This window comes from Paenarthrobacter sp. E2MeOHC11, assembly GCF_058744955.1.
The window spans coordinates 1,723,203-1,746,039 of the sequence record NZ_CP196673.1; the positions used below are offsets into that span (position 1 = coordinate 1,723,203).

The window sequence follows — 22,837 nt, forward strand, 5'->3', positions numbered from 1 at the left end:
ACGTGAGCTTCGACACACCGGAGATCCGGCGGGTCAGCCCCTGCGAAGAATCAGAGTAAATGCTGGCCGCACACGGCCCTACGCGTCAGGCGGGTTGATCGCGTTAAAGAAGAAAAGCACCAGTTCCGAAGAACTGATGCTTCCCAGTGGTGGCTCCGACCGGCGTCGATCCGGTGACCTTTCGATTTTCAGTCGAACGCTCTACCAACTGAGCTACAGAGCCTAGGTGACATGTCACCTTGAGAACCGAATTTCTTCGGCGCTCAGAGCGACCCTGACGGGACTTGAACCCGCGACCTCCGCCGTGACAGGGCGGCGCGCTAACCAACTGCGCTACAGGGCCTTGCGTTTGCAGTATCTCTACCGCGTTTTTTTCAAGGCTTCTAGCTTACCAGACTTTTTTCATCCGATTTACCACTTCCTTGCGTACCCCCAACGGGATTCGAACCCGTGCCGCCGCCGTGAAAGGGCGGTGTCCTAGGCCGCTAGACGATGGGGGCCTGAACTCAATTCGGATTTCGCAAAGAAAAGCGACGCTTTACGCGTTCTTTCCGTGTCTCGCTCGTCCGAACTGGACTCTAAAACTTTAGAGCATAGATGGCGATATTCCCAAATCGAGGTCTGCGCACGGTCCAGGGACCCACAGCTGAGGCCATCGGGCCGGTCGCCGAACATTGGCAGGATATTGCCCTGACGCGTCCGAAAACCGCCAGCCGCACCGACTGTCTGACGGCTAGATTTGGCTCTATGACAACCACCTCCCCGGCCGAACCCGGCCAGCCCTCCCCGGACCTGCCCCAGCGCACCACCCCCGCGCCGGCACCGGCCATCAGCAAGCTCGGCATCGCGGCCGTGATCGTCACCGTCGTCCTTTGGGCTTCGGCTTTCGTGGGCATCCGCGCAGTCGGCCCCAGCTTCTCCCCCGGTTCCTTGACGCTCGGACGCTTGGCGGTTGCCGCCGTCGTGCTGGGAATCGTGGTGCTTCCAACGCTGAAAGTCTGGCCAAGCGGCCGGGAATGGTTCCCGATCGTGGCCTACGGTGTCATGTGGTTTGGCGGTTACAACGTAGCGCTGAACGCTGCGGAGCACATGCTGGACGCCGGGACCAGCGCCATGCTGATCAACGTCTCGCCCATCCTGATCGCGATCCTTGCCGGAATCTTCCTCAAGGAGGGCTTCCCGCGTTGGCTGCTGATTGGCAGCGGGGTGGCATTCTGCGGCGTCGCGATGATCGCGTTGGGTTCGGGACAGCGTTCGACGGCGGACGTCGCCGGGGTGCTGTTGTGCTTGCTCGCCGCCGTACTCGCTTCGGTGAGTGCCATCCTGCAGAAGCCCGTGCTCCGGAAGTTCACGGCAGGACAGGCGACGTGGTTCGGGATCATGGTGGGCGCGATCTGCTGCTTGCCGTGGACAGGGCAGCTGATTTCCGAGGTCCAAGCAGCACCGCTCCCCGCCACTCTGGGTTTGATCTACCTTGGCATCTTCCCCACGGCCATCGCATTCACCACGTGGGCTTACGCCCTGTCACTGATTTCGGCGGGAAAGCTGGCTGCCACCACGTACCTGGTGCCGGGCACCACCATCCTGATTTCATGGGCCGTACTTCAGGAGGTCCCCACCATCTGGGGGCTGATCGGAGGCGTGGTGTGCCTGATCGGCGTCGGCCTGACCCGTCGTCGAACCCGTTAGCTTCCCGTTAGCGGGCCATTCCGGCCAAAAGTTCGCGGTGCGTGGGCGGATTGGCGCCCGGCCGGCCGACGGCGATGGAGGCAGCCATGGAGGCAATGGTGCCGATTCGTTCCATGACGGTAGGAGCCAATCCGTCGCTGCCACGTAGCAGCAACCCCATGATGAGCGCAGCCGTGTAGGAGTCGCCCGCGCCGATGGTGTCCGCGACAGTGGCGGGAACGGCGGGAACGTTGAGCTGTATGTGCCGGGTAGCCATGAGGGAGCCCTTGACCCCTTGGGTCACCACTACCAATCCGGCCCCAAGGGCGAGGAGGTGGTTCGCCGTATCCTCGAGCGCTTTGCCCGGATACAGCCAGCGGGCGTCGGTGCCGCTGAGCTTCACGACGTCGGTCAGCGGCACTATTTCCTCGAAGAGCGCCAGGGCCTCGTGGTGGCTCCCCAGAAGATCGGCGCGGATGTTGGGGTCGTAGGTGACCATGCACCCGCCCTGAGCTTGCTCCAGCAAACTCCGGACAACGCTTGCGCCGGGTTCAAGGAAGGTGGCGATTGAGCCTGTGTGCAGGATTCTCGGCGCATAGGGCAAGGCAATCGGAGGCAAGTCCCAATCGATATCGAAGGTGTAATCAGCCGAACCGTCGGCAGCTATCCGGGCCGTCGCCGTCGCGGTCTTTCCGGCTGACATGGAGCCGGGCAACAGCACCACACCCGCGCTGTGCAGATGTGCTGCGATGGCGTCGCCCCGCGCATCACGGCCAATGGCGGTCAGCAAGCCGGCTTTGACGTCCAATCGGCCCAGGCCGAAGGCGACGTTGGCCGGCGAACCACCGGGGTACTCCACCTGCCCATCGGAGGACTGCACGATGTCGATCAAGGCCTCACCTACAACGACGACGTCGAGGGGCTCAGGCGCGAGGGAAGAGGTGCCGGTCATGCGGTTCCTGTGTCTGTCGAAAAGAGATTGACTTTTAGTATCTCTCATCACACACGGCGCCGATGCGGCCGCAGCGGACTAAAGTCGGATCATGCCCGCGAATCTTCCTCCCGGCTTGCCCATCGTCCCGGACGGCGAGCGCCCTTCGTCTCCCCTCAGGGAACGGAACACGGTGCACAGTCCCGTTGAGCACAATCCCGTGGACGAGGCCTACGCGGCTGGAGTGGCCCGGCCTTTCGAAATGTCTCCCGAGGAATTTGAAGAGGCAGTCAGTGACGCCATCCAACTGATCCCGCCCAAGGCGGCCAGCGCCATGGACAACGTAGCGATATTCATTGAGGACGACTACACGCCGCAAGCCGGAGAAGATCCGGACACAGTGTTGTTGGGACTCTACGAGGGCGTCCCGCTGACCGAACGTGATTCCTGGTGGGAGGCGGGCTCCCTGCCTGACCGGATCACCATTTACCGCCAGCCGATCCTGGACATCTGCAGCACGCGTGAAGAAGTCATTGATGAAGTGGCCATCACTGTGGTCCATGAGATAGCTCACCATTTTGGGATAGACGACGACCGCTTGCATGAGCTCGGCTGGGGCTAGCCTTATATCCATGGGGCACGACCACAACCACTCCCACGGAGTCACAGCAACCGGCAAGCATCGGAAGCGGCTCATTGCCGTCCTGGCCATCACCTTAGGGGTGGTGGGCATCCAGGTTGTTGGCGCCGTCGTGTCTGGATCCTTGGCCCTGCTGGCTGATGCCGGCCACATGCTCTCTGATGCAGCAGGCGTTTTCATCGCCCTCATGGCGGCGTGGATTGCTACGCGTCCAGCAAGTGACCAGCGCACCTATGGCTATCAGCGGGCCGAAGTGCTGGCTGCCCTGGCCAACGCCCTGATTCTGATTGTCATCGCTGTTGTGATCATGATCGAGGCCATCCGCCGTTTCGGGGAATCCCCGGACATTCATACCGATGTCATGCTGTGGGCAGCCATTCTGGGTGCCGTGGCCAACCTTGTCTCGCTCCTGATCCTGCAGGGTGCACAAAAGGAAAGCCTCAATGTCCGTGGCGCCTACCTTGAGGTCCTTGGAGATCTCCTGGGTTCCATCGCGGTCATCGTGGCAGCAATCGTCATCATGACCACGGGCTTCAGCGCGGCAGACCCCATCGCCTCTGTGGTGATCGCATTGATGATCATTCCCCGTGCCTGGCACTTGCTTCGCGACGTGGTGGATGTCCTCCTGGAGGCAACCCCGAAGGGCGTGGACGTGAACATGATCCGCGAGCACATCCTCGCTGTGGATGGCGTGGTCGAGGCCCACGACATTCACATCTGGACCATCACTTCCGGCGTGCCCGTGTTCTCAGCCCATGTTGTGGTGGAGGACGCGGTCCTCAACGCCAGCGGGGCGGACAGCATCCTTGACCAGCTGGGGTCCTGCCTTGGCCGGCACTTCGACACCGAGCACTGCACCTTCCAGTTGGAGCCTGTGAGCCACTCCGAGCACGAATCGCACCAGCACGCCTAGGCTGTCCCGCCACCCGCGTCCTCAACGCTGACTGTCCCGGCGCCCCCGTCCACCGTGACGCGCTGACCGGTCCTAAGGCGCGATGTTGCGTCCGGAACCCCGACCACTGCGGGGATCCCGTATTCACGGGCCACCACTGCACCGTGTGAGTTGGGCCCGCCCATCTCCATGACCAGTCCCCCAGCAGTAAGGAACAGCGGCGTCCATCCTGGGTCCGTTGACGGTGCGACGAGGATTTCTCCTGGCTCGAGGTGCGCGCCAACGGGATCCATGATGACGCGCGCCGGTGCTGTCACGATGCCTGCCGACGCCGGGCTGCCGGACAAGGTGCCTGGGCGCTGTTTTCCGCTGATCCCCGGCGTGGCCTCTGGTTCGGTTCCATCAGACAACAGCACCCGCGGGATATGCCTGCGCCGGAGTTCCTGCTGGTAGGCCGCACGATGCTCGGCCACTCTTCCATGGAGGTCATCTCCAGCCAGCGCAGCCTCAGCTTCGTCAAGATCCAGGAAGAAGATGTCCTCAGCACGCTCAATGCGCCCGGACTCTGCCAGTTCGCGTCCCACCGAGAGCAACTGCTCCCGCGCGGCAGCCAGTCCCAGGACGAGGTTGTACTTGGGCAATTCGCGAAGTCCCGCGAACCTCCTGGTCCGGTCCAACGCGATGCGCACAATCGCCGCGTGCACCGGGCTCTTCGCCCTGGCCCGCGCCACGAAGCGCGCAACCTGCTCATCCGCTTCCCATGCGGCTTTTTGGAACTGCTGATCCGGAGGTTCTGCGCCGTCCGCGAGCCTCAAGTAGTTGGCGACGACCCCAAGGATGTGGGTGGGATCGTCTGACCAGCGGGACATGCCGAGGTCGATCTCGGCAACGGCCCGGTGCCCGTACAGGCTCAGGAAAGAATCCAGACCTGACTGTGCAACGGGTGGGAGGCTTCCGTCCCGATACTGTTCCGCCAACGCCGCTGCCGTCCGGCCAGCCATGGAGGCAACGGCGTCGGGGTCTTCGCGGATCTGCGAGGCAAGCTGCCACAGGGCCAGATCCATCTCTGTGGTGACATTGTTGGGCAGGCCTCGGATCACCGTCTGAAGTTCGTCGTACGTGGCTTGATCCCCCAGGATCCGCCTCACCAGCGCCAGCATCGCAAAACCGAGCGCGGGAAGGGGCAGTACCTGCGGCACTGTGGCGAACAGCTCCTCGCCAAGGATTCTTTGGACGTGGGCGAGCCGCTGATGGGACGTTGCCATACGCGGGACATCGAGGGTTTTGCGAAGTTCCGCGGTCAGCGCCTCTAGACGTTTCATGGCGGCAGCCGGGCGGAACAGGCCGCGGAAGAGTGACTCCGGCACACGGTACTTGGCAGCGACCGGAGCGACGTGGCGAATCAGCTTCAGGGGTGTCTTGATTCTGACTGTGAAGCGTGGATCGTCGAACAGGCCACGCATGAGCGTAGCTGACCGGGCCTCCATGACATCGAAAACCCGCGGCACGATTGCCCGGCCAACCCGGCTCCTCAGCACCGCAGTGAGGTCGAAGAAGATGCGCTGGCCCGCCTCGTAGTACGGCGGTGGCCCGGACCGGGGATCCGGGACATCGAACGCCGCAGTCCTGGCAACGGACGAGGCTATGAGGCGGATACCGGCCAGGCCCATGGGTGTCAGTGGCCTGGTGAGGCCCTGCGCAAGACTGAAGTTCAGGAAAGCGTGCTCGCCGGCGCCCGGAGGTGTGCGCGTGGTTTGCGGATACAGGGTGGTAATGGGCCGGGCCTGGGTTAGCCAGAGTTTTCCGTCATCATCGATGGCCCACTCGGTGTCCTGCGGAGCGCTGTAGTGCTCCTGGACTTTACGGCCCAAGTCCGCCAAGGCGAGGACTTGGGGATCGCTGAGGCAAGGTTGCGGGGCAGGAGCACCAGGACCATCCCGGCCGGGGCGCTCGACACGTTCCGTGCCACCACCAGGAAGCGAACGGATCTCCACCTGCCTGTCCCCGATGGTCCTTTTCACAATGGACCTTCGACGGACGTCCACAACATACTGGTCCGGATTCACCGCTCCGGACACCACGGCCTCTCCCAAACCAGGGCTGGCGTCAATCACTGCCTCATACCGGTTCCCTGTGACCGGATTGGCGGTGAACATGACACCGGCGGTAGCGGAATCCACCATTTCCTGCACGACCACGGCCAGCGTCACCGAAGCATGGTCAATGCCGTTGGTGGTCCGGTAGGCCACGGCACGGTCTGTCCAGAGCGAGGCCCAGCAGCGGCTAACGGCCTCCAGCACAGCGTCGACGCCGACGACGTTCAGGTATGTGTCTTGTTGGCCAGCGAAACTCGCGAAGGCCAGGTCCTCGGCGGTAGCTGACGACCTGACGGCGACAGGGACGTTGCCTCCCAACTGCTGGTAGGCGGACCGCACGGCGTCAGCCACCGCAGCCGGGACTCCGGCGTCGAGCACCAAGGACCGGGCACGGGTGGCGAGCCCGTTCAACTGGTCAAGATCAGAAGGGCCGGCCGCTTCCAAGGCGGCAATGACCTCCTGCAGGCCTATGTCCGAGAGCGCGAGCCGGTATGCCGCTGTGGTGAGGCAGAAGCCATGAGGGACGGGCAACCCGGCGCTTGCCAGCTCACCTAGGTTCGCGGCCTTGCCACCCACTTCCGGAAGCATAGGTGCGCGGATGTCGGCAATATCCAGCGTGAACACCGACCCGGACGCGACTGGGTCCGCTCCCTGGTCCTGCGGCTGCTCCCCGGCCTGCTGGCTGTCCATGGAAGGTGGCAATCCGCGGCTTAGGCTGCGCCGAGCATCGGCCCAAACTTGTCGCGGTCAGCAAGCCGGGGATCCTCACGGTCCGGGACCACCAGCACCGGCCCCTTGGCGTGGTGCAGGACGCCGTCCGAGGTGGAACCCAGGAGCATGCCAGCGAACCCGCCGCGGCCACGGGTCCCCAGCACCACCAACTCCACGCTGCGGCTCGTCTCGACCAGGACGTCCACCGGCGATCCATCGCGGAGGTCCGTCTCAATGGTCAGTTGCGGGAAGTGGCTCCTAAGCCACGCGACACCGGCGTCGAGCTGGACCCTGATGTCCGCAAACAGAGCATCGCGGTCCAACGGGGCCGGGACCCAGGCCAGGGAACCGCTGTACTGCGGCACCGCACAGATCACTCGGAGCTTGGCGCCCATGCGCTGGGCTTGCTCAGCTGCTTCGAGCACTGCCACACGGGCTTGCTCAGAGCCATCCACGCCCACTGCAACCACGTTTTCCACGGTGCGGGGGCCTGCCTTGGCATGCTCGGCCTTGATGTGTTTGTCCTCGGTATTCTCCCCCAGCCGGTCGGCGCAATACAGGGGCACCGTCACGGTGGGGCATTTGGCGTGGGCCGGCAAGGCGCTGCTGACGGAACCCAACAGGCGCCCGACGAAACCTCCACGGCCCCGGCTGCCGAAAACAAGGAGTGCGGCCTCTGCGGAGAGATCCAGCAGGACACCTGCAGCGTCGCCGTTCTCCACCGAAGCGTCGACGTCGATGGCATAGCCGGAGATCTTGTCCATGGCCTGCTTCACGATCGCATCCGCGCCCTCGCGAATCACTGAATCGTCCACGGTTGCGTAGCCACCGTCCAGCCCTGATGCGGCGAAGATGGGCACGGAGTAGGCCGTGACGATGTGCAACGGAAGCTGCCGGCGCTCTGCTTCCCGCGCGGCCCAAACCAAGGCACACTGACCGTGCTCCGAACCGTCCACTCCAACGACTATGCCGCCTGGTGCGACAGCTTGGTCGTCGCCCTGCTGTGGCTCTTCACTGTGTCTGCCGTGCTGGTCCATTGGGGCCCGCCTCTCCACCTACTGCTTGATGTTCCGGCTATTCTGCCAGAGGTTTTCCGGGTCGGATTCCCTGACTGCTTCATTGTCAATGGCCGGGGCAGGAGAAACCTGGAAATTTCTCCTTCCAAGGCCCACTATTCTCGGTCGGCAACGCCGAATCAAGGCGACTTTGGGCTATGTGTATAACGGTCCGGGCTCGGTTATCGGAGGTCCATTTTGCGCTCCGGATGAACAACCCAAACACGCGCATCCGGGAGGCTATCCATGGCCGAAAAAGTTCGGTAGTGTTCGAGTCACCGAATGGCCGGCAAACGTGTTTCACGACACACTCCGGCCATTTATTTGCGGCCGCTTGGGGAACTCGGACGCGACCCCACGCGATGCCGAAGGGCACACACGTCAAGGAGGAACCAAGCAGTGTCACTCACGCCTGATTCCGCCACGGAACGCACCACCACCGTGGTCATCGGAGCCGGCTTGTCCGGCTTGGCAGTTGCCAGTGAGCTCAGCCGTTATGGCGTGGGTTCCATCGTCGTGGACGGCTTTGGTGCGTTGTCCGCAACGGGCCCGTCGGTCCATACAGGTATGCTTCAACGCTGCGACGCCGCCGATCCCGCTGCAATGAAGGAACGCAACGAGATCCTCCGCCACTTGCGGAACTACGCGGCAAGCCATCAGCTGGACGTCCGCAGCACCACGCGCGCCGTGCGCCTTGATTTCCTGGGCTCGGATCCGTCACAGCAGATTGGCTACGGTTTGGCCGCCAGCATGACCACTGCGGGGCTGAGAACCGGACTCCACGTATCCGGCCCCCTCGAATCCACCCGTCGCCAGTGGGCAGTCCACACCGCCAACGGGGTTCTCCTGGCCGACCACATCGTGGTCACGCGCTGTGCGCAGAGCCAGCTGCGCCGGATGCTGGCCGAACTCGGGATTGCCATCGGCCAAAACCTGGCCGCGGCCATGAGGGCAGTCGGGATGCATCTTGTAGGCGTCGGCGAACTCATTACGCCCACCCCCAAGGAAGTCCTTCGGCAGGCCAAAGCAGTGGGTCAGGCGATCTCTTCCAAGGTTGCCCTCCCGGCAGGGCCAGGCCTGGCCACCGCCTAGCCGATCCAACCGGCACACCCTGCCCCACTACGCGGCAAAGGCGCGCCTACCCGCCGTCGTACGTCCATGTCTGGAACTTTTACGCACAAAACTTAACGCCAAAGGCCGGTGCCTTTGAGGAGTGATTCCTCAAAGGCACCGGCCTTTGGACTGAAGCGTGAGGCTTATGCGCCAGCGCGTACGTAGGTCAGGGGACCCGTTGCCGTCAACCAGCTGATCGGGTGGATGCCCGTCTGGTTGCCGTTGATGCCACCGCTGATGGCCTGGCCGTTGCCGATGTAGATGGCGACGTGGCCGGACTGAACGATCATGTCACCGGGCTGGGGGTCGCTGACGACCTTGCCGTAGTTCATGAACTGCATGGGGCCAAGGTCACCAACAGGGATGCCTGCGGAGCCGAGAGCCCGTTCCACCATGGCGGTGCAGTCCTGCATGATGCCGATCTGGGCGTAAGCCGAGGCAACCATGGCTGCGTTGACGCCACCGACTGCCGGGGCAGCAGCAGCGGGAGCAGCAGCAGCCGGAGCGGCAGCTGCGGACTTGGCGACAGGAGCCGTTGCAGCGGCAGTGGTGACTGCTGCCTTCTTGGCTACGGGAGCCTCAACGACGGGAGCCGGCTTCTCGATGACCGGAGCCGCTACGGAAGCAACGGCAGGGCGCTCGAAGTTGATGGTCGCCGTGGAGGCGGCGGTAACAACCTGGGTGGGAGCTTCGGAGGCGGTCTCTGCGACCGTGGCGGGGCTGGAGTCCCGCTGAACCGGAGCTTCAGCTGCGTGGGCGGCGATGGAGCCGGTCAAGACGAGGCCCGAGGCTGCTGCGATGACAGCTGCCTGGCGGCCAGCGCCGGAGGCGTTGCTGGCAACTGCCTTGGAGATGGAGATGAACGGATTAGGACGTACGCTGTCCGCCTTACGACGGCCGCGAAGAATGCGTGAAGACATGAAAGAGCCTCTCCCGATGCCTGCGAGGTTAGCTGTCGGATTCGGATGGGAGTCACCCGGTCACTATCCCCCGCTGTTCAGCGGAAGCTTCGTGACTTCACCCCAAGGCACGCTCGAAAGCGACCTAAAATGGGTTCCCCGTCTCTGCCGTAAGGTTTGTCTGCGAACGGATTCCGGACTGCGGCAGAGCTAGGCAATCAGGCCGGAAGTGCCCGCTACGTGGAACAGGCACAGGTACAACCGTACGCGATGATCACGCCGAAGTCACATTTAAGTAACGAGAACTACTCTTCTGGCGTGTCGCGGTGACCGTTTCGAGATATTCGCAGGTACGTAGAAAACCCCGTTATTCCGCGGGATTATCGCCATCCGCGTCGTTGGAAGCAGCGAGTTTCCTACGTGCCGTAACAGCCAGAAAGATAACGAGTCCGATAGCAACAACGGCCAGTCCCACGATGCTCCACGGGAACGGCTGGGAGGCATCCGCTGCCGGTTCGCTGGTGCCCGTTCCCGGCGCACCGGTACCGGCCGTCGGTACCGAGGCTGAAGGAGCCGAAGCAGACGGTGAGGCAACCGCCGAACCGCTTGCCGACGTCGCGCCTCCGGCTGCCGTGAACGTAAAGGTGCCCTCGATGGGGTGCGAATCGCTGCTGACGACCCGCCAGACCACCGTGTACTCGCCCGCGGGTGCGCCTTCGCGCAGCTTCTGGACAGCTTGGTTGTCAATGATTTCCACGGGACCGTCTGCCCAGTTTTCGCCGCCCGCCGTGACCGTTACGCCCGAACCGATGGCCAGCGGCCGGTTGTTGAACGTGATGGAGACCGACGCCGGGACAACAGTCACGCTGGCACCGTTGGCCGGCGTGGTGGATTCGGCGACGTCATGGGCGGACGCCGGAGCCGCGGAAAACAGCAAGGCCGACGCGAAGGCGAGGGCAGCAACGACGGCGGCCAGAAGCGGGCGGATGGTACGCATGGGGCGGTTTCTCCTAGTGTTGGCTTCCTTACAGACTAGGCGAATCGTCCGGGGCGCCCGTATCCGACCGCATAGGATTTGAGAGCACACTCCCCTCGATCCCCGGAGTCCTTCATGCTTAAACAAGGTTCTGCAGTCGACCGCTACTTCAAAATCACTGAACGTGGATCCACGTACTCCCGGGAAATTCGTGGCGGCTTCGCAACGTTCTTCGCCATGAGCTACATCGTGGTGCTGAACCCCCTGATCCTCTGCGGAGCGGACTCGAGCGGAGCGTCCCTGGGCTTCACGGCCGTCGCAGCCACTACGGCTTTCGTGGCGGGCATCCTGACCATCCTCATGGGCGCGTGGGCCAAGCACCCGTTCGCCGTTGCAACGGGGCTCGGCGTGAACGCGTTCGTGGCAGTGACCGTGGCCTCACACCCCGGACTGACCTGGCCGGACATGATGGGCCTCGTGGTGCTTTCCGGCGTCACCATGCTCATCCTGGTGCTCACCGGTTTCCGTACTGCGGTGTTCAAAGCCGTTCCAGAAGCCCTCAAGACGGCAATCGTGGTGGGCATTGGTCTCTTCATTGCACTGATCGGCCTGGTCAATGCCGGATTCGTGCGCCGCATCCCGGACGCTGCCGGCACCACGGTTCCCCTGGGGCTGGGCGTGGACGGCAAGCTCATGGGCTGGCCCACCCTGGTTTTTGCGGTGGGCCTGATCCTGACCATCGCCCTGGTGGTTCGCAAAGTCCGCGGCGCCATCCTGATCGGGATCGTGGTTTCCACCGCCCTGGCAGCCATCCTTGAATTCACGCTCCACATCGGCCCGAGCTTTGACGGCAAGAACGTCAACCCGCGCGGATGGTCGCTCGTGGCGCCCACGCTCTCAGAATGGGGCGCCCCGGACTTGTCCCTGATCGGCAAGGCGAACCCTTTCGGCGCGTTCGAGCACCTCGGTTTCATCGCTGCTGCTTTGCTGGCCTTCGTGATCCTCCTGAGCATCTTCTTCGATGCCATGGGCACCATGGTGGGCCTGGCAAACGAGGCCGGAACCGTGGACAAGGACGGCAACATCCCCAACGTGGACCGGGTCCTGCAGGTTGACGCCCTCGGCGCAATCGTCGGTGGCGGCGCGTCCGTATCGTCCAACCAGATCTTCGTTGAATCCGGAGCGGGCATCGGCGAAGGCGCACGCACCGGCCTCGCCTCGATCGTTACCGGAGTGCTGTTCCTGGTGGCCATGTTCTTCACGCCGCTGATCAACCTGGTTCCGTTCGAAGCCGTTGCCCCGGCACTGGTTGTCGTGGGCTTCATGATGGTTTCCCAGGTGGGCAAGATCGACTGGCAGGACTGGGGCGTCGGCATCCCGGCGTTCCTGACCATCGCCCTGATGCCGTTCACGTACTCCATCGCCAACGGCCTGGGCGCCGGCTTCATCTCCTACGTCCTGATCCGCACGTTCCAAGGCCGTGCCCGCGAAGTCCACCCGCTCATGTGGGCTGTGGCTGCCGCGTTCCTGCTGTTCTTCGGCATCGGAACCGTGGAAGAGCTGCTCGGGGTCAAATAGGGAAATCCGGGGTTTCAGACACGCGCGGTGCGGGGTGGCTGGTTTTCGCGTGCCCGTTCGGGTGTGCTTGAAGCATGGAAACCACCCTCGCCGTAGATGTCAGCCCCACCCCGTGGACCGGCCGCTTTGACGGCGACGGTGCCGGGCACCGCCGGTGGTGGCAGGCTGTAGCACCCCTGACGTCGCCCGCTCCCGCAACGGCATCGCGTCCCGCCGTCGTACTTGGGTTCTGCAGCGACGCCGGAGTCCTCCGCAACAAGGGCCGCGTGGGTGCCGCGGCGGCACCGGCCGCCATCCGCTCGGCGCTGGGTCCGCTGGCTTTCCACCTTGACCGTGACGTATTCGACGCCGGCGATGTGGTTGTGGAGGACGACTCACTGGAAGCGGGCCAAGAGCGCGCCGGACGCGCCATTTCGGGACTGCTCGACGCCGGAAACCTCACTGTAGTGCTGGGCGGCGGCCACGAGACCGCGTTTGCCAGTTACCTGGGCGTAGCCGGCTCTGAAGCCGTTCGTGGGAAGCGACTGGGCGTGCTGAACCTGGACGCGCACTTTGACCTGCGCGATGAACCCACGCCGAGCTCGGGTACACCGTTCCTTCAGATGGCCCACGCTGAAGCGGCCGCCGGGCGCGAACTCCAGTACGCCGTCGTGGGCATTTCGGAGCCGAACAATACGCGAACACTCTTCGACACCGCAGACCGGCTGGGCGTGAAGTACCTGCTTGATGAGTTGTGCTCCTCGGAGGCCGTGGAGGTATTTGTTGCCGACTTCCTGGCTGGCGTTGACGCGCTGTACCTGACGATCGACCTGGATGTCATGCCGGCATCCGTGGCGCCCGGAGTGAGCGCGCCTGCCGCATATGGCGTGCCGTTGCCGGTGATCAGCGCAATCTGCCGTCAGGTCGCTGCGAGCGGGAAGCTGGTGCACTTGGACGTCGCGGAACTGAATCCGGAGTTCGACATTGATTCCAGGACAGCAAAAGTAGCGGCACGTCTGGTAAACACGCTGCTCGCCTAGGCCCCTGTTGCCAGCCGCCTCCTCCGCTTAGCCTGTGTTGAGGGAAGGATGGCGATGCGCGCAACTCCTGTGCAGGACAGGTGGGCCTGGATTGCCGGGCCGGTGGCTGTGGTTCTGGGACTCGCAGCGCACATGGTCGCGGGCGGAAGCGCTCCGGCCATACCTGTCGTCCTGGCCTTCGCTGCGCTGGCTGCACTCGCCGCCCAGCTCATTGCCCGTTGGGTGCACGGGCCGCTGTTGTTGCTGCTGTTTTCCGGGCTGGCGCAGCAGTTGCTGCACGTCGGGTTCGACGCCTTCGGTGGCTTCTTTGCCGGCAGCGGACTGCTGGACCACTTACACAGCGGCCAGGTCCTGGGAGAAGTGCCAGCAGGGGCCGCTCCCAGCGGTGGCTCAGTGCATCTGTTGCTCTACACCCACATGGCAGCGGCAATCCTCACACTTGTGATTGCCGCGGGTGTGAGCAGGCTGGCGGCGCAGAAACGAGCACAGCCGCTTCGAAGGGCGAACCACAGCCTCTGACCGCCCACCGTTTGTTGGGCCGTGTACGGCAGCGGGGATGGGGTCGCATTAGACAGCTTTGAGGTCACGGGCAGCAACCTGCGGCAACGCTTCGTAGCCCTGCGAAAGCCTGCGAACTGAACTTTGATCCGGCTGCGCCCAGGCGCCTAGTGTCGTTTGCACGTGGTGTACCCGAGAGGCCAGGGAGCTGCCTGCAAAGCAGCGCACGCGGGTTCGAATCCCGCCACCACGTCTCGGGGGACCTGAGCCGGAATCCCCTTCGCGGGATGGCATTTGATGGCAATGTTCCGCTCAGGCATTGGCATTATTTGCCATCCCGCGGGAGATTATTGGGCTGCGTCGAAGCCCGCCAACAGGCGCCGCGATGCCGTAGCCATGTGCGAGCGCATGTTCTGTGAAACGGCGGACGCGTCCCGGGCAACAAGTGCCTCGTAGATGGCAGTGTGTTCGCGCAGGGCAGCCTCGGCGTGGCCTTCATCGGTCAGTGCCCGGTCCACCCAGATCCGCAGCAGCGAGCGGATGCTTTGGAGGAGTTCTTCCAGGACCATGTTGCCGGAGGCCGCGGCGATCTCGCGGTGGAAGGCCGCATCGGCTTCCACGAAGGCTGCGAGGTCGTCGAGGTTCCTCTCCATGACGTCAAGGTCGGCCCGCATCCGTTCCAAGGCTTCATCCGTGACCCTCAGGGCCGCCAACTCAACAGCCTGAACTTCCAGTCCGCTGCGCAATTCCACCAGCTCGCGGGTCCGCGGCTCCCCCAGCATCAATCCCCAGCTGAGCGTCCGCGGCAAAAGTTCGGAAACGCCGTCGCGCAGGTACGTTCCCGAGCCGGGACGGACGATCACGATCCCGAGGATCTCCAAGGCAGCGAGGGCCTCGCGGACGGCCGAACGTCCAACACCAAGTGAAGCCGCCAACTGCCGCTCTGCCGGAAGCCGGGTGCCGGGGGCGATGTCTCCACTCGTGAAGTAGGCAAGGAGGCGCTCCGCTACTTCGGACACAACGGAGCCCTGCTCCATGGGGGCAAGCGCGGCCGTCATGTGGGCCGCTGCTGCTGAGTTCGCTGACACCTTCACAGCGTAGCAACCGGATGACCAATCCCTGCGGCGACTAGTCAGCGCCCAAAAAAACTTTAACCAGTCAACCGGTTGACCAATTTAGAATCCAGTCCTATGGTTTAAATCACAAGCTTCGCCATCGCCGGATCCCCGCCGGCCATGCCACGAACCAGCCCGGCGCATCCAGTGCAGGATCCGCAGGGACACCAACATCTAGGAGTCAATGTGGACACCACACAATCGGTGGTCGAAAAATCCGCAATTAAGAAGGTGGCAGTCCGGCTTGTGCCGTTCGTCGCCCTGATGTTCTTCATCAACTATCTGGACCGCACCGCCATTTCTTTCGCCGGCCCCAACGGCATGAACAACGACCTCGCCCTCTCAGCGGCACAGTTCGGCTTCGCCTCCGGAGTCTTCTTTATCGGGTACATCCTGCTCGAAATCCCCAGCAACCTGGCCCTCCACAAGTTCGGCGCCCGCCGCTGGCTGGCCCGCATCATGGTCAGCTGGGGCATCGTGTCCTTGCTCTTCACCTGGGTGGGCAACGTTGAGCAGCTCTACATTCTCCGATTCATCCTGGGTGTGGCAGAAGCCGGCTTCTTCCCCGGCGCCATCCTCTTCCTGAGCCTCTGGGTGCCGTCCAAGCACCGCAGCAAGATCCTGGCCCTCTTCTACTTGGCGCAGCCGCTCACCACGGTGATCGGGGCTCCCCTCGCAGGCGCTTTGATCCAGCAGCACGGAATGTTCTTTGGCCTCGAGGGCTGGCGTTTCATGTTCTTCGGAGTCGCCATCCCCGCGATCATCGTCGGCATCATCGCCTGGTTCTACCTGGCAGACAACCCCTCCAAGGCCAAGTGGCTTACCGCAGAAGAGAAGACCTGGCTGACCGGCGCCCTCGAAAAGGAAAAGAAGGAAACCGCCGCCAGCAACAAGCACGTCAGCGTTCGCACGGTGTTCGGCAACGGCCGCGTCTGGATGCTCTCCCTGATCTACTTCGGCTTCATCTACGGCTTGTACGCACTGGGCTTCTTCCTGCCGACCATCATCGCCGGCTTCGAGGGCCTCTACGGCACCAAGTTCGATGTGTTCCAGAAGGGACTCATCACGGCCATTCCGTATCTGCCGGCAGCCTTTGCCCTGTACTTCTGGTCCAAGGACGCCACCAAGCGCGGCGTGAAGACCTGGCACATCGCCCTTCCGGCCCTCATCGGCGGTGTCAGCATCCCTCTGGCGCTGTTCGCCGGATCCCCCGCGGCAACCATCGCCGTCATCACGGTCACGGCCATGTCAATCTTCGCTGCCCTGCCGAACTTCTGGACCGTCCCCACGCAGTTCCTCACCGGCGCAGCCGCAGCAGCAGGCATCGCACTGATCAACACGGTGGGCAACCTGGCGGGCTTCAGCGCCGGCTACATCACCGGCTGGCTCAAGGATCTGACGGGCGGCTACACGGTCCCGATGTTCGTCGTCGGCGGCTTCATGTTGCTCTCCTCCATCCTCATGGTGACCCTCAGCAAGCAGGGCAAGGCATCTGCTGGCACGCCTGCCGAGGCGCTGGACCCACAAGGGGCCGGGCAGCACGCGGAGCCGTAACCACCACAAGCAGGTTGTGCCCTTCCAGCAGGGAGGGCACAACCACCACACTTCACACCCTTCAGTACAGCCCAGGAGATACCCCATGACCCGCCTCTTCAACGAGCCCTCAGCCTTCGCTGATGAAATGATCGAAGGCTTCGTCGCATCGCACGGCCGGTGGGTCCGGCGCGTCTCCGGTGGGGTTGCCCGCAGCACGCGGTCGACGCCGAACTCGGTCGCCTTGGTGATCGGCGGCGGCTCCGGCCACTACCCGGCCTTCGCCGGGCTGGTTGGCCAGGGCCTGGCGCACGGCGCGGCGATGGGCAACCTGTTCGCCTCACCCTCGGCACAGCAGGTCTATAACGTGGCCAAGGCAGCGGATAACGGCGGCGGCGTACTCCTGGGCTACGGCAATTACGCCGGCGACGTCCTGCACTTCACCCAGGCCCAGGACAAACTCCGTGCCGAGGGCATCGACTGCAGGAGCATCGCAGTCACGGACGACATCTCTTCGGCTCCCCTGGCCGAGAAACACAAGCGCCGCGGGATCGCCGGGGACCTGACAGTCTTCAAGGTGGTGGCCGCAGCCGCTGAGGCCGGCTACTCCATGGACGCTGTGGTGGAGATCGCCGAGCGCGCCAATGACCGCACCCGTTCCTTCGGCGTCGCGTTCACCGGGTGCACGCTCCCGGGCGCGGACCACCCGCTCTTCTCCGTTCCCGAAGGGCGCATGGCAGTGGGCATGGGCATTCACGGCGAACCCGGCATTGCCGAGACGAACATCCCGACGGCGGATGAACTCGCCGAACTGCTGGTCAAGGACCTCCTTGCCGAGATCCCGGACGGCCTTTCCGTGCACGGCGCACGGGTGGTCCCGATCCTCAACGGCCTGGGCAGCGTCAAGTACGAGGAGCTGTTCGTGGTCTACCGCCGCGTGGCCCAGCTGCTCGCCGAGGCCGGTATCGAGGCTGTGGACCCGCAGGTCGGCGAGCTCGTGACCAGTTTCGACATGGCCGGCACCTCCCTCACACTGTTCTGGCTGGACTCCGAGCTCGAGGAACTCTGGCTCGCACCCGCGGACGCCCCGGCTTTCCGCCGCGGTGCGGTCAGCGCTCAAGCGCTCGACGCCGACCAGCTCACCATGGCCGCCGAGCAGCGTTCCGTGATCCCGGACGCCAGCAAAGAGTCCAAAACCGCAGCGCCCACCATCCTCGCGGCTCTCAACGCCGCCAAAGCCGTGGTTGACGCCAACGTGGAAGAACTCGGCCGGATCGACGCGATCGCCGGCGACGGTGACCACGGGATCGGCATGGAGCGTGGCATCCACGCCGCCGTCGCTGCTGCGGCAGACGCCGTCGAACGCGGTGCCGGGGCAGGGACCGCCCTGAACCTGGCCGCCGACGCCTGGGCGGACAAAGCCGGTGGCACTTCAGGTGCGCTGTGGGGAATGGCCCTGCGCGCCGTCGGACAATCCGTCGGTGACACCGACGCCCCCAACGCCGTAGCCGTGGCCGCGGGTGTGGCCGAAGCGAAGCGTTCCATCATGGACTTCGGCAAGGCCAAAGTAGGCGACAAAACCTTGGTGGACGTCCTGTCCCCGTTCAGCGAAGCACTCACCGCGGCAGTTCAGGGCGGAGCAACACTTCGGGATGCATGGGGCGCCGCTGCCACCATCGCCGAGCAATCCGCCGAAGCGACCGCCAACCTGCTGCCCCTCATGGGCCGCGCCCGCCCGCACGCCGAAAAGAGCCTCGGAACCCCCGACGCCGGAGCCGTCTCCATGGCATTGATCGTCCGGGCCATCCACAACACTTTCGCGGAAACACAAACCGCAGGGAACACACCAGTTAAGGAGAACGCATGAGCACCAAACTGCGCCTGGTCATAGGATCGGACGACGCCGGATTCGAGTACAAGGAAGCCCTCAAAGCCGACTTGGAAGCGAACGGCCTCGTTGAGTCCGTCACCGACGTCGGAGTGGACGCCACGAGCCACACTCCGTACCCGTCCGTAGCCATCGCCGCTGCTGAACTGATCGCCGCCGGCAAGGCCGACCGGGCACTCCTGGTCTGCGGCACCGGCCTGGGCGTCGCGATCGCCGCCAACAAGGTCCCCGGCATCCGTGCCGTCACCGCCCACGATTCCTTCTCCGTGGAACGCTCGATCCTGAGCAACAACGCCCAGGTCCTCACGTTCGGCCAGCGCGTGGTCGGGCTGGAACTCGCCCGCCGCCTGGCCAAGGAATGGCTCACGTACACCTTCGACGAAACCTCTGCCTCGGCCGAGAAGGTCACACTGATTAAGGACTACGAGGGTGTCACTTCCTGCTAAGACCACCGACGCGGCTTCCCGGCAACCACGTGCGGTGATCGGCGTGAGCCTGAAGATGTACTTCGGCTACCAGCGCTCCGTGGACTACTGCCGCGACATCGCCACCATCGCTTTCAAGCACCCGGCAGTGGTGGGCGGCGACATCGAACTGTTCGTGCTGCCCACTCTCCCCGCCCTGCCCGAAGCTGCCCGGATCCTGGGCGCGGCCGGCGTTGGTACCGGAGCGCAGGACATTTTCTGGGAAGACGAAGGCGCGTACACCGGCGAGGTAGGCGGCAAGACCGTCGCCGAACTCGGCGGACGGTATGTTGAGGTTGGGCACGCGGAGCGCCGCAGGATCTTCGGCGAAGACGAACGGATCATCGGCCTGAAGACCGCTGCCACTTACCGCAACGGGCTCACCCCGGTGTTGTGCGTTGGCGAACTGATCGCAGGCTCCCCCGAGGAAGCCATCGCCCAGTGCACGGCCGAAATCGACGCTGCCCTCAACCGCGCCGCAACGCTCGGCCCCACAGACCGGACCATCGTGGCCTACGAGCCGCAATGGGCCATCGGCGCCCCGGAACCTGCAACACCGGAATACATCAGCGCCGTGGTCCGCGGACTGGACGAGCACCTGCGTTCGTTGCCCGGCCAGGAAGAGAGCCGCGTCATCTACGGCGGCAGCGCCGGACCGGGCCTCATCACGGAACTGGACACCGCCGTCGCCGGCTTGTTCCTGGGCCGCTTCGCGCACGATCCTGCAGCGCTGAAGACCATCCTGGACGAGACCGCCGCGCGCTTGGCCGCTAAGGCGGTGGCAGCATGAACGGCGCCTCCCAAAGCAGGATCGGCCTCAGCAGCTACGCGTTCTTCTGGCAGCTCTCGGACCAGGTCAGCCAGCCGCTGAGCATCCATGACGCGCTGCGCAAGGCTGCGAACCTGGGCGTGGACCTCTTCCAGATCTGCGACTACGCGCCGCTGGAAGACATGAACGACGCCGGGCTCGCCGCCGTCCGCAGTACGGCGGACGAGCTGGGCATCACCCTGGAAGTGGGGACCAAGGGTATCCGTCCGGAGCACCTGGCGAAGTTCCTGCACATCGCCCAGATGCTGGGCTCGGACCTGCTGCGGACCATGTTAAACGTCCCCGGCCACACCCCGGACACCGAGGAAGCCGTCAGGATCTTCACCGGGATCCTGCCGGAATTCCAGGCAGCCGGGGTGAGGATCGCCGTCGAGACCTATGAACAGGTCCCCACGGACCGGATCCTGGACGTCGTCCGCCACGTCAACAGCCCCTACCTCGGAATCTGCAGCGACCCCGCCAACACCGTGGCTGCGCTGGAGATGCCGCGGCAGGTGATTGACGCCGTCGCGCCTTATGTCCTGAACATGCACATCAAAGACTTTGCGTTCAGCCGCAAGCAGGGATGGGTCGGGTTCACGTACTCGGGCGCACCCCTCGGCGAAGGCCTTCTCGACTACGACTACATGGTCGAAAAGATCCAGCCCAAAGAAAGAAACATCAACCAAATCGTGGAGCACTGGCTGCCGTGGCAGGACTCCGAAGCGGAGACCATCCGCCTCGAAAACCAGTGGACCCAACAAAGCCTCGATTTCCTAAGGAGCAAGTGAAATGTCAGCAGAACAATTGACCGTCGCCGTTGTCGGAGCCGGTGGCAAAATGGGGATGCGCGTTTCCCGCAACCTCCAGAAGTCCACCCACAACGTCTTCTACAGTGAGAACTCCCCCGCCGGCCAGGACCGCGTCCGCGCCGAGGGCCGCGACATCACCGCCACCGACGACGCCGTTCCCACAGCCGACGTCGTCATCCTCGCCGTACCGGACACCGTCCTCGGCATCGTTTCCGAGGGCGTCGTCCCGCAGATGAAGTCAGGCGCGATCCTCCTGACCCTCGATCCCGCCGCCGCGTACGCAGGCCTGCTGGCCAAGCGCGACGACGTCGTCCAGGCGGTCGCGCACCCCTGCCACCCGTCCGTGTTCCTGGAGCGCACCACCAAGGAAGAATGGGCCGACACCTTCGGCGGCCAGGGCGCCCCACAGAACGTGGTCTCCGCGATCGACGAGGACGCACCCGCAGCAACCCGCGACGTAGCAGAAGCCGTCATCCGCACCATCTACGCACCCGTGATCGACGTTCACTGGGTCACCGTCAAGCAGCTCGCCATCCTGGAACCCACCTTGGTGGAAACCGTGGCCTGCATGATCGGCACGCTCCTCAACGAGGCACTCCACGAGACCGTGCACACCGCCGGCGTTCCCGAGGAAGCAGCCAAGGCCATGCTGTTCGGCCACGTCCAGATCGCCCTCACCAACGCCTTGCGCGGATCCAACCCGTTCTCCGAAGCCTGCGAAATCGCCATCCAGTACGGCAAGGACACCATCATCAAGGACGACTGGAAGAAGATCTTCGACGACTCCGAACTCGACGGCGTGATCGCCAAGATGCTCAAGCTGGACGCCGTCAAGCGCTAAGGCCTCCCATCCCTCCACCGAGGTGGCATTTGATGCCAATGTTTGGCTGGCAAAGTCAACTGGTGGGAGCAACGCTGGGGGTTAGGCCGCTTGTAGCAGCTGGTTTAGTCGGTTGGCTGGTGTTTCGAGGTTCAGGGTTGGTCTGGGTCGGCGGTTGAGTTTCGCTGCGACCAGGCGGAGGTCCTCGGGGGTGTGCACTGAAAGGTCGGTGCCTTTCTCGAACCAGAACCTCAGGAGCCTGTTGGTGTTCTCGTTGGTGCCGCGTTGCCAGGGTGAGTGCGGGTCGCAGAAATACAGGGTCGTTTCGAGTGCGGTTTGGATCTTCGCGTAGTCGGCCAGTTCGGTTCCGCGGTCCCAAGTGATCGAGAGTCGCAGGTGATCCGGGAGGGAAGCCATCTCCCGGATCATCGCAGCGGCAACGGTCTCCGCGGTGTGGTCCCCGGGCAGGTGCAGCAGGATCGTGAACCGGGTCGAGCGTTCCACCAACGTGCCGATCGCGGTCCCGTCGGTCCCGATGATGAGGTCCCCTTCCCAGTGGCCAGGCACTGCCCGGTCTTGGACCTCGGGCGGGCGTTGGCTGATTTTGAATGCCTCACCGTAAGGGCTGTTCTTACGGCGGTCACTGGTGTGCGGAACGCGTTGCTTGCGTTTCAGGCTGAGCTTTTCGGCCAGGTCAGCCCGCAGGTTCCCGCGGGTTTGGACATACAGCGCTTGATAGATCGTCTCGTGGCTCACCTGCATAGTCTGATCGTCGACGAAGTAGTGCGCCAACATTGAGGAGATCAATTTCGGGCTCCACCCGTCATCCATCCACACACCGATCAGCCGGCAGAGGTCCTCGTCCTGGACGAGTTTGAACGGTTTGGGCCGGCGCCTGTCCTGGTGCGCTTTGGCGTGGGCGACCGAGGCGTAATACTTCCCGTCCGCGCTTCTGTGCCGCTTCACCTCCCGCCAGACCACGGACTTATCCCGGCCAATCAATTCACCGATCTTGGCGTAACTGAGCCCCAGCAGAACACCCATCTGGATCATCCCCCGCTCGCCCAGACCCAAGGCCCGGCCAGGTCCCTCTGCCGAAGGCGCAGGATCGGCAAGACCCCCGACAGCGCCACGGTTCAACGTCATCATCAGGCCAGACTGAGCCCACCAGTTTCCCCCGGTCGCGTGCACCGCCCCGACACGCCGGGAAGCCTCAAGAACCGAGACCCCCGCACACACCAAATCAACAAACTCGGCACGCGCACCCGAAGGAAACAACTTGACCATGAAACGCTCCATCAATCAGAGCGTTGCAACGACC

General features: G+C 63.9%; 20 protein-coding genes, 4 tRNA genes and 1 riboswitch. Of the genes, 14 read left to right on the forward strand and 10 right to left on the reverse strand.

The window, feature by feature from the left end; translation table 11 throughout:
- Nucleotides 1–147 precede the first annotated feature (147 nt).
- From ACSSVG_RS07890 to ACSSVG_RS07900, 3 genes are all read right to left on the reverse strand, one after another.
- Nucleotides 148–223, reverse strand: a tRNA-Phe gene (locus tag ACSSVG_RS07890).
- 46 nt (nucleotides 224–269) lie between these two features.
- Nucleotides 270–343, reverse strand: a tRNA-Asp gene (locus ACSSVG_RS07895).
- Between the two features lie 84 nt (nucleotides 344–427).
- Nucleotides 428–500, reverse strand: a tRNA-Glu gene (locus ACSSVG_RS07900).
- 247 nt (nucleotides 501–747) lie between these two features.
- Between ACSSVG_RS07900 and ACSSVG_RS07905 the strand changes: the two genes are divergently transcribed.
- Nucleotides 748–1,689: a DMT family transporter gene (locus tag ACSSVG_RS07905; RefSeq protein WP_492418264.1), complete on the forward strand. Its 942-nt coding sequence runs from the start codon at nucleotides 748–750 to the stop codon at nucleotides 1,687–1,689.
- A gap of 7 nt (nucleotides 1,690–1,696) precedes the next feature.
- On the opposite strand, the gene ACSSVG_RS07910 is transcribed toward ACSSVG_RS07905, so the two are convergent.
- On the reverse strand, nucleotides 1,697–2,620 hold the full coding sequence (locus tag ACSSVG_RS07910; RefSeq protein WP_231338839.1) for a carbohydrate kinase family protein: 924 nt from the start codon (nucleotides 2,618–2,620) through the stop codon (nucleotides 1,697–1,699).
- A gap of 91 nt (nucleotides 2,621–2,711) precedes the next feature.
- Between ACSSVG_RS07910 and ACSSVG_RS07915 the strand changes: the two genes are divergently transcribed.
- The gene (locus ACSSVG_RS07915) at nucleotides 2,712–3,221 is read left to right on the forward strand and encodes a metallopeptidase family protein (RefSeq protein ID WP_492418266.1); all 510 of its coding nucleotides are present in this window, start codon (nucleotides 2,712–2,714) and stop codon (nucleotides 3,219–3,221) included.
- Nucleotides 3,222–3,231: 10 nt separating this feature from the next.
- Entirely contained in the window at nucleotides 3,232–4,152 is a 921-nt protein-coding gene (locus ACSSVG_RS07920; protein ID WP_159705357.1) for a cation diffusion facilitator family transporter, read from the forward strand.
- Here the strand turns inward: ACSSVG_RS07920 and ACSSVG_RS07925 are convergent.
- Nucleotides 4,149–6,917, reverse strand: a complete 2,769-nt coding sequence (locus tag ACSSVG_RS07925; protein ID WP_492418268.1) for a PEP/pyruvate-binding domain-containing protein — start codon at nucleotides 6,915–6,917, stop codon at nucleotides 4,149–4,151. The two genes, ACSSVG_RS07920 and ACSSVG_RS07925, sit on opposite strands and share 4 nt — an antisense overlap.
- 20 nt (nucleotides 6,918–6,937) lie before the next feature.
- Nucleotides 6,938–7,975 carry a universal stress protein gene (locus ACSSVG_RS07930; protein WP_231338836.1) on the reverse strand — a complete coding sequence of 346 codons (1,038 nt, stop codon included), beginning with the start codon at nucleotides 7,973–7,975 and terminating at the stop codon, nucleotides 6,938–6,940.
- 417 nt (nucleotides 7,976–8,392) lie between these two features.
- On the opposite strand from ACSSVG_RS07930, the gene ACSSVG_RS07935 reads away from it, so the two are divergent.
- Nucleotides 8,393–9,085, forward strand: coding sequence for an NAD(P)/FAD-dependent oxidoreductase (locus ACSSVG_RS07935; RefSeq protein ID WP_231338835.1), 693 nt, complete (start codon nucleotides 8,393–8,395; stop codon nucleotides 9,083–9,085).
- 164 nt (nucleotides 9,086–9,249) lie between these two features.
- Here the strand turns inward: ACSSVG_RS07935 and ACSSVG_RS07940 are convergent, their stop codons facing one another.
- Complete coding sequence (locus ACSSVG_RS07940) at nucleotides 9,250–10,026, reverse strand: NlpC/P60 family protein (protein ID WP_492418271.1); 777 nt, start codon at nucleotides 10,024–10,026, stop codon at nucleotides 9,250–9,252.
- A gap of 3 nt (nucleotides 10,027–10,029) precedes the next feature.
- A riboswitch (cyclic di-AMP (ydaO/yuaA leader) is annotated at nucleotides 10,030–10,198 on the reverse strand.
- Between the two features lie 174 nt (nucleotides 10,199–10,372).
- Nucleotides 10,373–11,002, reverse strand: coding sequence for a copper resistance CopC family protein (locus ACSSVG_RS07945; protein ID WP_231338833.1), 630 nt, complete (start codon nucleotides 11,000–11,002; stop codon nucleotides 10,373–10,375).
- Nucleotides 11,003–11,116: 114 nt separating this feature from the next.
- Between ACSSVG_RS07945 and ACSSVG_RS07950 the strand changes: the two genes are divergently transcribed.
- The 4 genes from ACSSVG_RS07950 (at nucleotide 11,117) to ACSSVG_RS07965 (ending at nucleotide 14,329) form a co-directional block, all read left to right on the forward strand.
- Entirely contained in the window at nucleotides 11,117–12,559 is a 1,443-nt protein-coding gene (locus ACSSVG_RS07950; protein WP_492418273.1) for an NCS2 family permease, read from the forward strand.
- 74 nt (nucleotides 12,560–12,633) lie between these two features.
- Nucleotides 12,634–13,578 carry a formimidoylglutamase gene (hutG, locus tag ACSSVG_RS07955; RefSeq protein WP_492418275.1) on the forward strand — a complete coding sequence of 315 codons (945 nt, stop codon included), beginning with the start codon at nucleotides 12,634–12,636 and terminating at the stop codon, nucleotides 13,576–13,578.
- A 54-nt stretch (nucleotides 13,579–13,632) separates the two neighbouring features.
- Nucleotides 13,633–14,097 carry a hypothetical protein gene (locus ACSSVG_RS07960; protein WP_492418277.1) on the forward strand — a complete coding sequence of 155 codons (465 nt, stop codon included), beginning with the start codon at nucleotides 13,633–13,635 and terminating at the stop codon, nucleotides 14,095–14,097.
- 161 nt (nucleotides 14,098–14,258) lie between these two features.
- Nucleotides 14,259–14,329: transfer RNA gene (locus ACSSVG_RS07965), tRNA-Cys, on the forward strand.
- 94 nt (nucleotides 14,330–14,423) lie between these two features.
- Here ACSSVG_RS07965 and ACSSVG_RS07970 read toward each other — a convergent pair.
- Complete coding sequence (locus ACSSVG_RS07970; RefSeq protein ID WP_231338830.1) at nucleotides 14,424–15,164, reverse strand: FadR/GntR family transcriptional regulator; 741 nt, start codon at nucleotides 15,162–15,164, stop codon at nucleotides 14,424–14,426.
- 213 nt (nucleotides 15,165–15,377) lie between these two features.
- Between ACSSVG_RS07970 and ACSSVG_RS07975 the strand changes: the two genes are divergently transcribed.
- The 6 genes from ACSSVG_RS07975 (at nucleotide 15,378) to ACSSVG_RS08000 (ending at nucleotide 21,537) form a co-directional block, all read left to right on the forward strand.
- Entirely contained in the window at nucleotides 15,378–16,745 is a 1,368-nt protein-coding gene (locus ACSSVG_RS07975) for an MFS transporter (protein ID WP_231338829.1), read from the forward strand.
- Between the two features lie 85 nt (nucleotides 16,746–16,830).
- Complete coding sequence (locus ACSSVG_RS07980; protein WP_492418279.1) at nucleotides 16,831–18,591, forward strand: dihydroxyacetone kinase family protein; 1,761 nt, start codon at nucleotides 16,831–16,833, stop codon at nucleotides 18,589–18,591.
- Nucleotides 18,588–19,058 carry a ribose-5-phosphate isomerase gene (locus ACSSVG_RS07985; RefSeq protein WP_492418281.1) on the forward strand — a complete coding sequence of 157 codons (471 nt, stop codon included), beginning with the start codon at nucleotides 18,588–18,590 and terminating at the stop codon, nucleotides 19,056–19,058. The genes ACSSVG_RS07980 and ACSSVG_RS07985 overlap by 4 nt, the downstream gene beginning before the upstream one ends.
- Nucleotides 19,042–19,866, forward strand: a complete 825-nt coding sequence (locus ACSSVG_RS07990; protein ID WP_492418283.1) for a triose-phosphate isomerase family protein — start codon at nucleotides 19,042–19,044, stop codon at nucleotides 19,864–19,866. Before ACSSVG_RS07985 ends, ACSSVG_RS07990 begins: the two co-directional genes overlap by 17 nt.
- Nucleotides 19,863–20,675, forward strand: a complete 813-nt coding sequence (locus ACSSVG_RS07995; RefSeq protein ID WP_492418285.1) for a sugar phosphate isomerase/epimerase family protein — start codon at nucleotides 19,863–19,865, stop codon at nucleotides 20,673–20,675. Before ACSSVG_RS07990 ends, ACSSVG_RS07995 begins: the two co-directional genes overlap by 4 nt.
- A gap of 1 nt (nucleotide 20,676) precedes the next feature.
- Nucleotides 20,677–21,537 carry a phosphogluconate dehydrogenase C-terminal domain-containing protein gene (locus ACSSVG_RS08000; protein ID WP_231338825.1) on the forward strand — a complete coding sequence of 287 codons (861 nt, stop codon included), beginning with the start codon at nucleotides 20,677–20,679 and terminating at the stop codon, nucleotides 21,535–21,537.
- A gap of 81 nt (nucleotides 21,538–21,618) precedes the next feature.
- On the opposite strand, the gene ACSSVG_RS08005 is transcribed toward ACSSVG_RS08000, so the two are convergent.
- Complete coding sequence (locus ACSSVG_RS08005; protein ID WP_374110765.1) at nucleotides 21,619–22,803, reverse strand: IS30 family transposase; 1,185 nt, start codon at nucleotides 22,801–22,803, stop codon at nucleotides 21,619–21,621.
- Between the last annotated feature and the right edge of the window lie 34 nt (nucleotides 22,804–22,837).

Bases quoted from the DNA above. Each gene is read 5' to 3' on its own strand.
- ACSSVG_RS08005 (WP_374110765.1), bottom strand. From the start codon at position 22,803: ATGGTCAAGTTGTTTCCTTCGGGTGCGCGTGCCGAGTTTGTTGATTTG.
- ACSSVG_RS07905 (WP_492418264.1), top strand. From the start codon at position 748: ATGACAACCACCTCCCCGGCCGAACCCGGCCAGCCCTCCCCGGACCTG.
- ACSSVG_RS07910 (WP_231338839.1), bottom strand. From the start codon at position 2,620: ATGACCGGCACCTCTTCCCTCGCGCCTGAGCCCCTCGACGTCGTCGTT.
- ACSSVG_RS07960 (WP_492418277.1), top strand. From the start codon at position 13,633: ATGCGCGCAACTCCTGTGCAGGACAGGTGGGCCTGGATTGCCGGGCCG.
- ACSSVG_RS07945 (WP_231338833.1), bottom strand. From the start codon at position 11,002: ATGCGTACCATCCGCCCGCTTCTGGCCGCCGTCGTTGCTGCCCTCGCC.
- ACSSVG_RS07915 (WP_492418266.1), top strand. From the start codon at position 2,712: ATGCCCGCGAATCTTCCTCCCGGCTTGCCCATCGTCCCGGACGGCGAG.
- ACSSVG_RS07925 (WP_492418268.1), bottom strand. From the start codon at position 6,917: ATGGACAGCCAGCAGGCCGGGGAGCAGCCGCAGGACCAGGGAGCGGAC.
- ACSSVG_RS07940 (WP_492418271.1), bottom strand. From the start codon at position 10,026: ATGTCTTCACGCATTCTTCGCGGCCGTCGTAAGGCGGACAGCGTACGT.
- ACSSVG_RS07950 (WP_492418273.1), top strand. From the start codon at position 11,117: ATGCTTAAACAAGGTTCTGCAGTCGACCGCTACTTCAAAATCACTGAA.
- ACSSVG_RS07930 (WP_231338836.1), bottom strand. From the start codon at position 7,975: ATGGACCAGCACGGCAGACACAGTGAAGAGCCACAGCAGGGCGACGAC.
- ACSSVG_RS07980 (WP_492418279.1), top strand. From the start codon at position 16,831: ATGACCCGCCTCTTCAACGAGCCCTCAGCCTTCGCTGATGAAATGATC.
- ACSSVG_RS07920 (WP_159705357.1), top strand. From the start codon at position 3,232: ATGGGGCACGACCACAACCACTCCCACGGAGTCACAGCAACCGGCAAG.
- ACSSVG_RS07985 (WP_492418281.1), top strand. From the start codon at position 18,588: ATGAGCACCAAACTGCGCCTGGTCATAGGATCGGACGACGCCGGATTC.
- hutG (WP_492418275.1), top strand. From the start codon at position 12,634: ATGGAAACCACCCTCGCCGTAGATGTCAGCCCCACCCCGTGGACCGGC.
- ACSSVG_RS07995 (WP_492418285.1), top strand. From the start codon at position 19,863: ATGAACGGCGCCTCCCAAAGCAGGATCGGCCTCAGCAGCTACGCGTTC.
- ACSSVG_RS08000 (WP_231338825.1), top strand. From the start codon at position 20,677: ATGTCAGCAGAACAATTGACCGTCGCCGTTGTCGGAGCCGGTGGCAAA.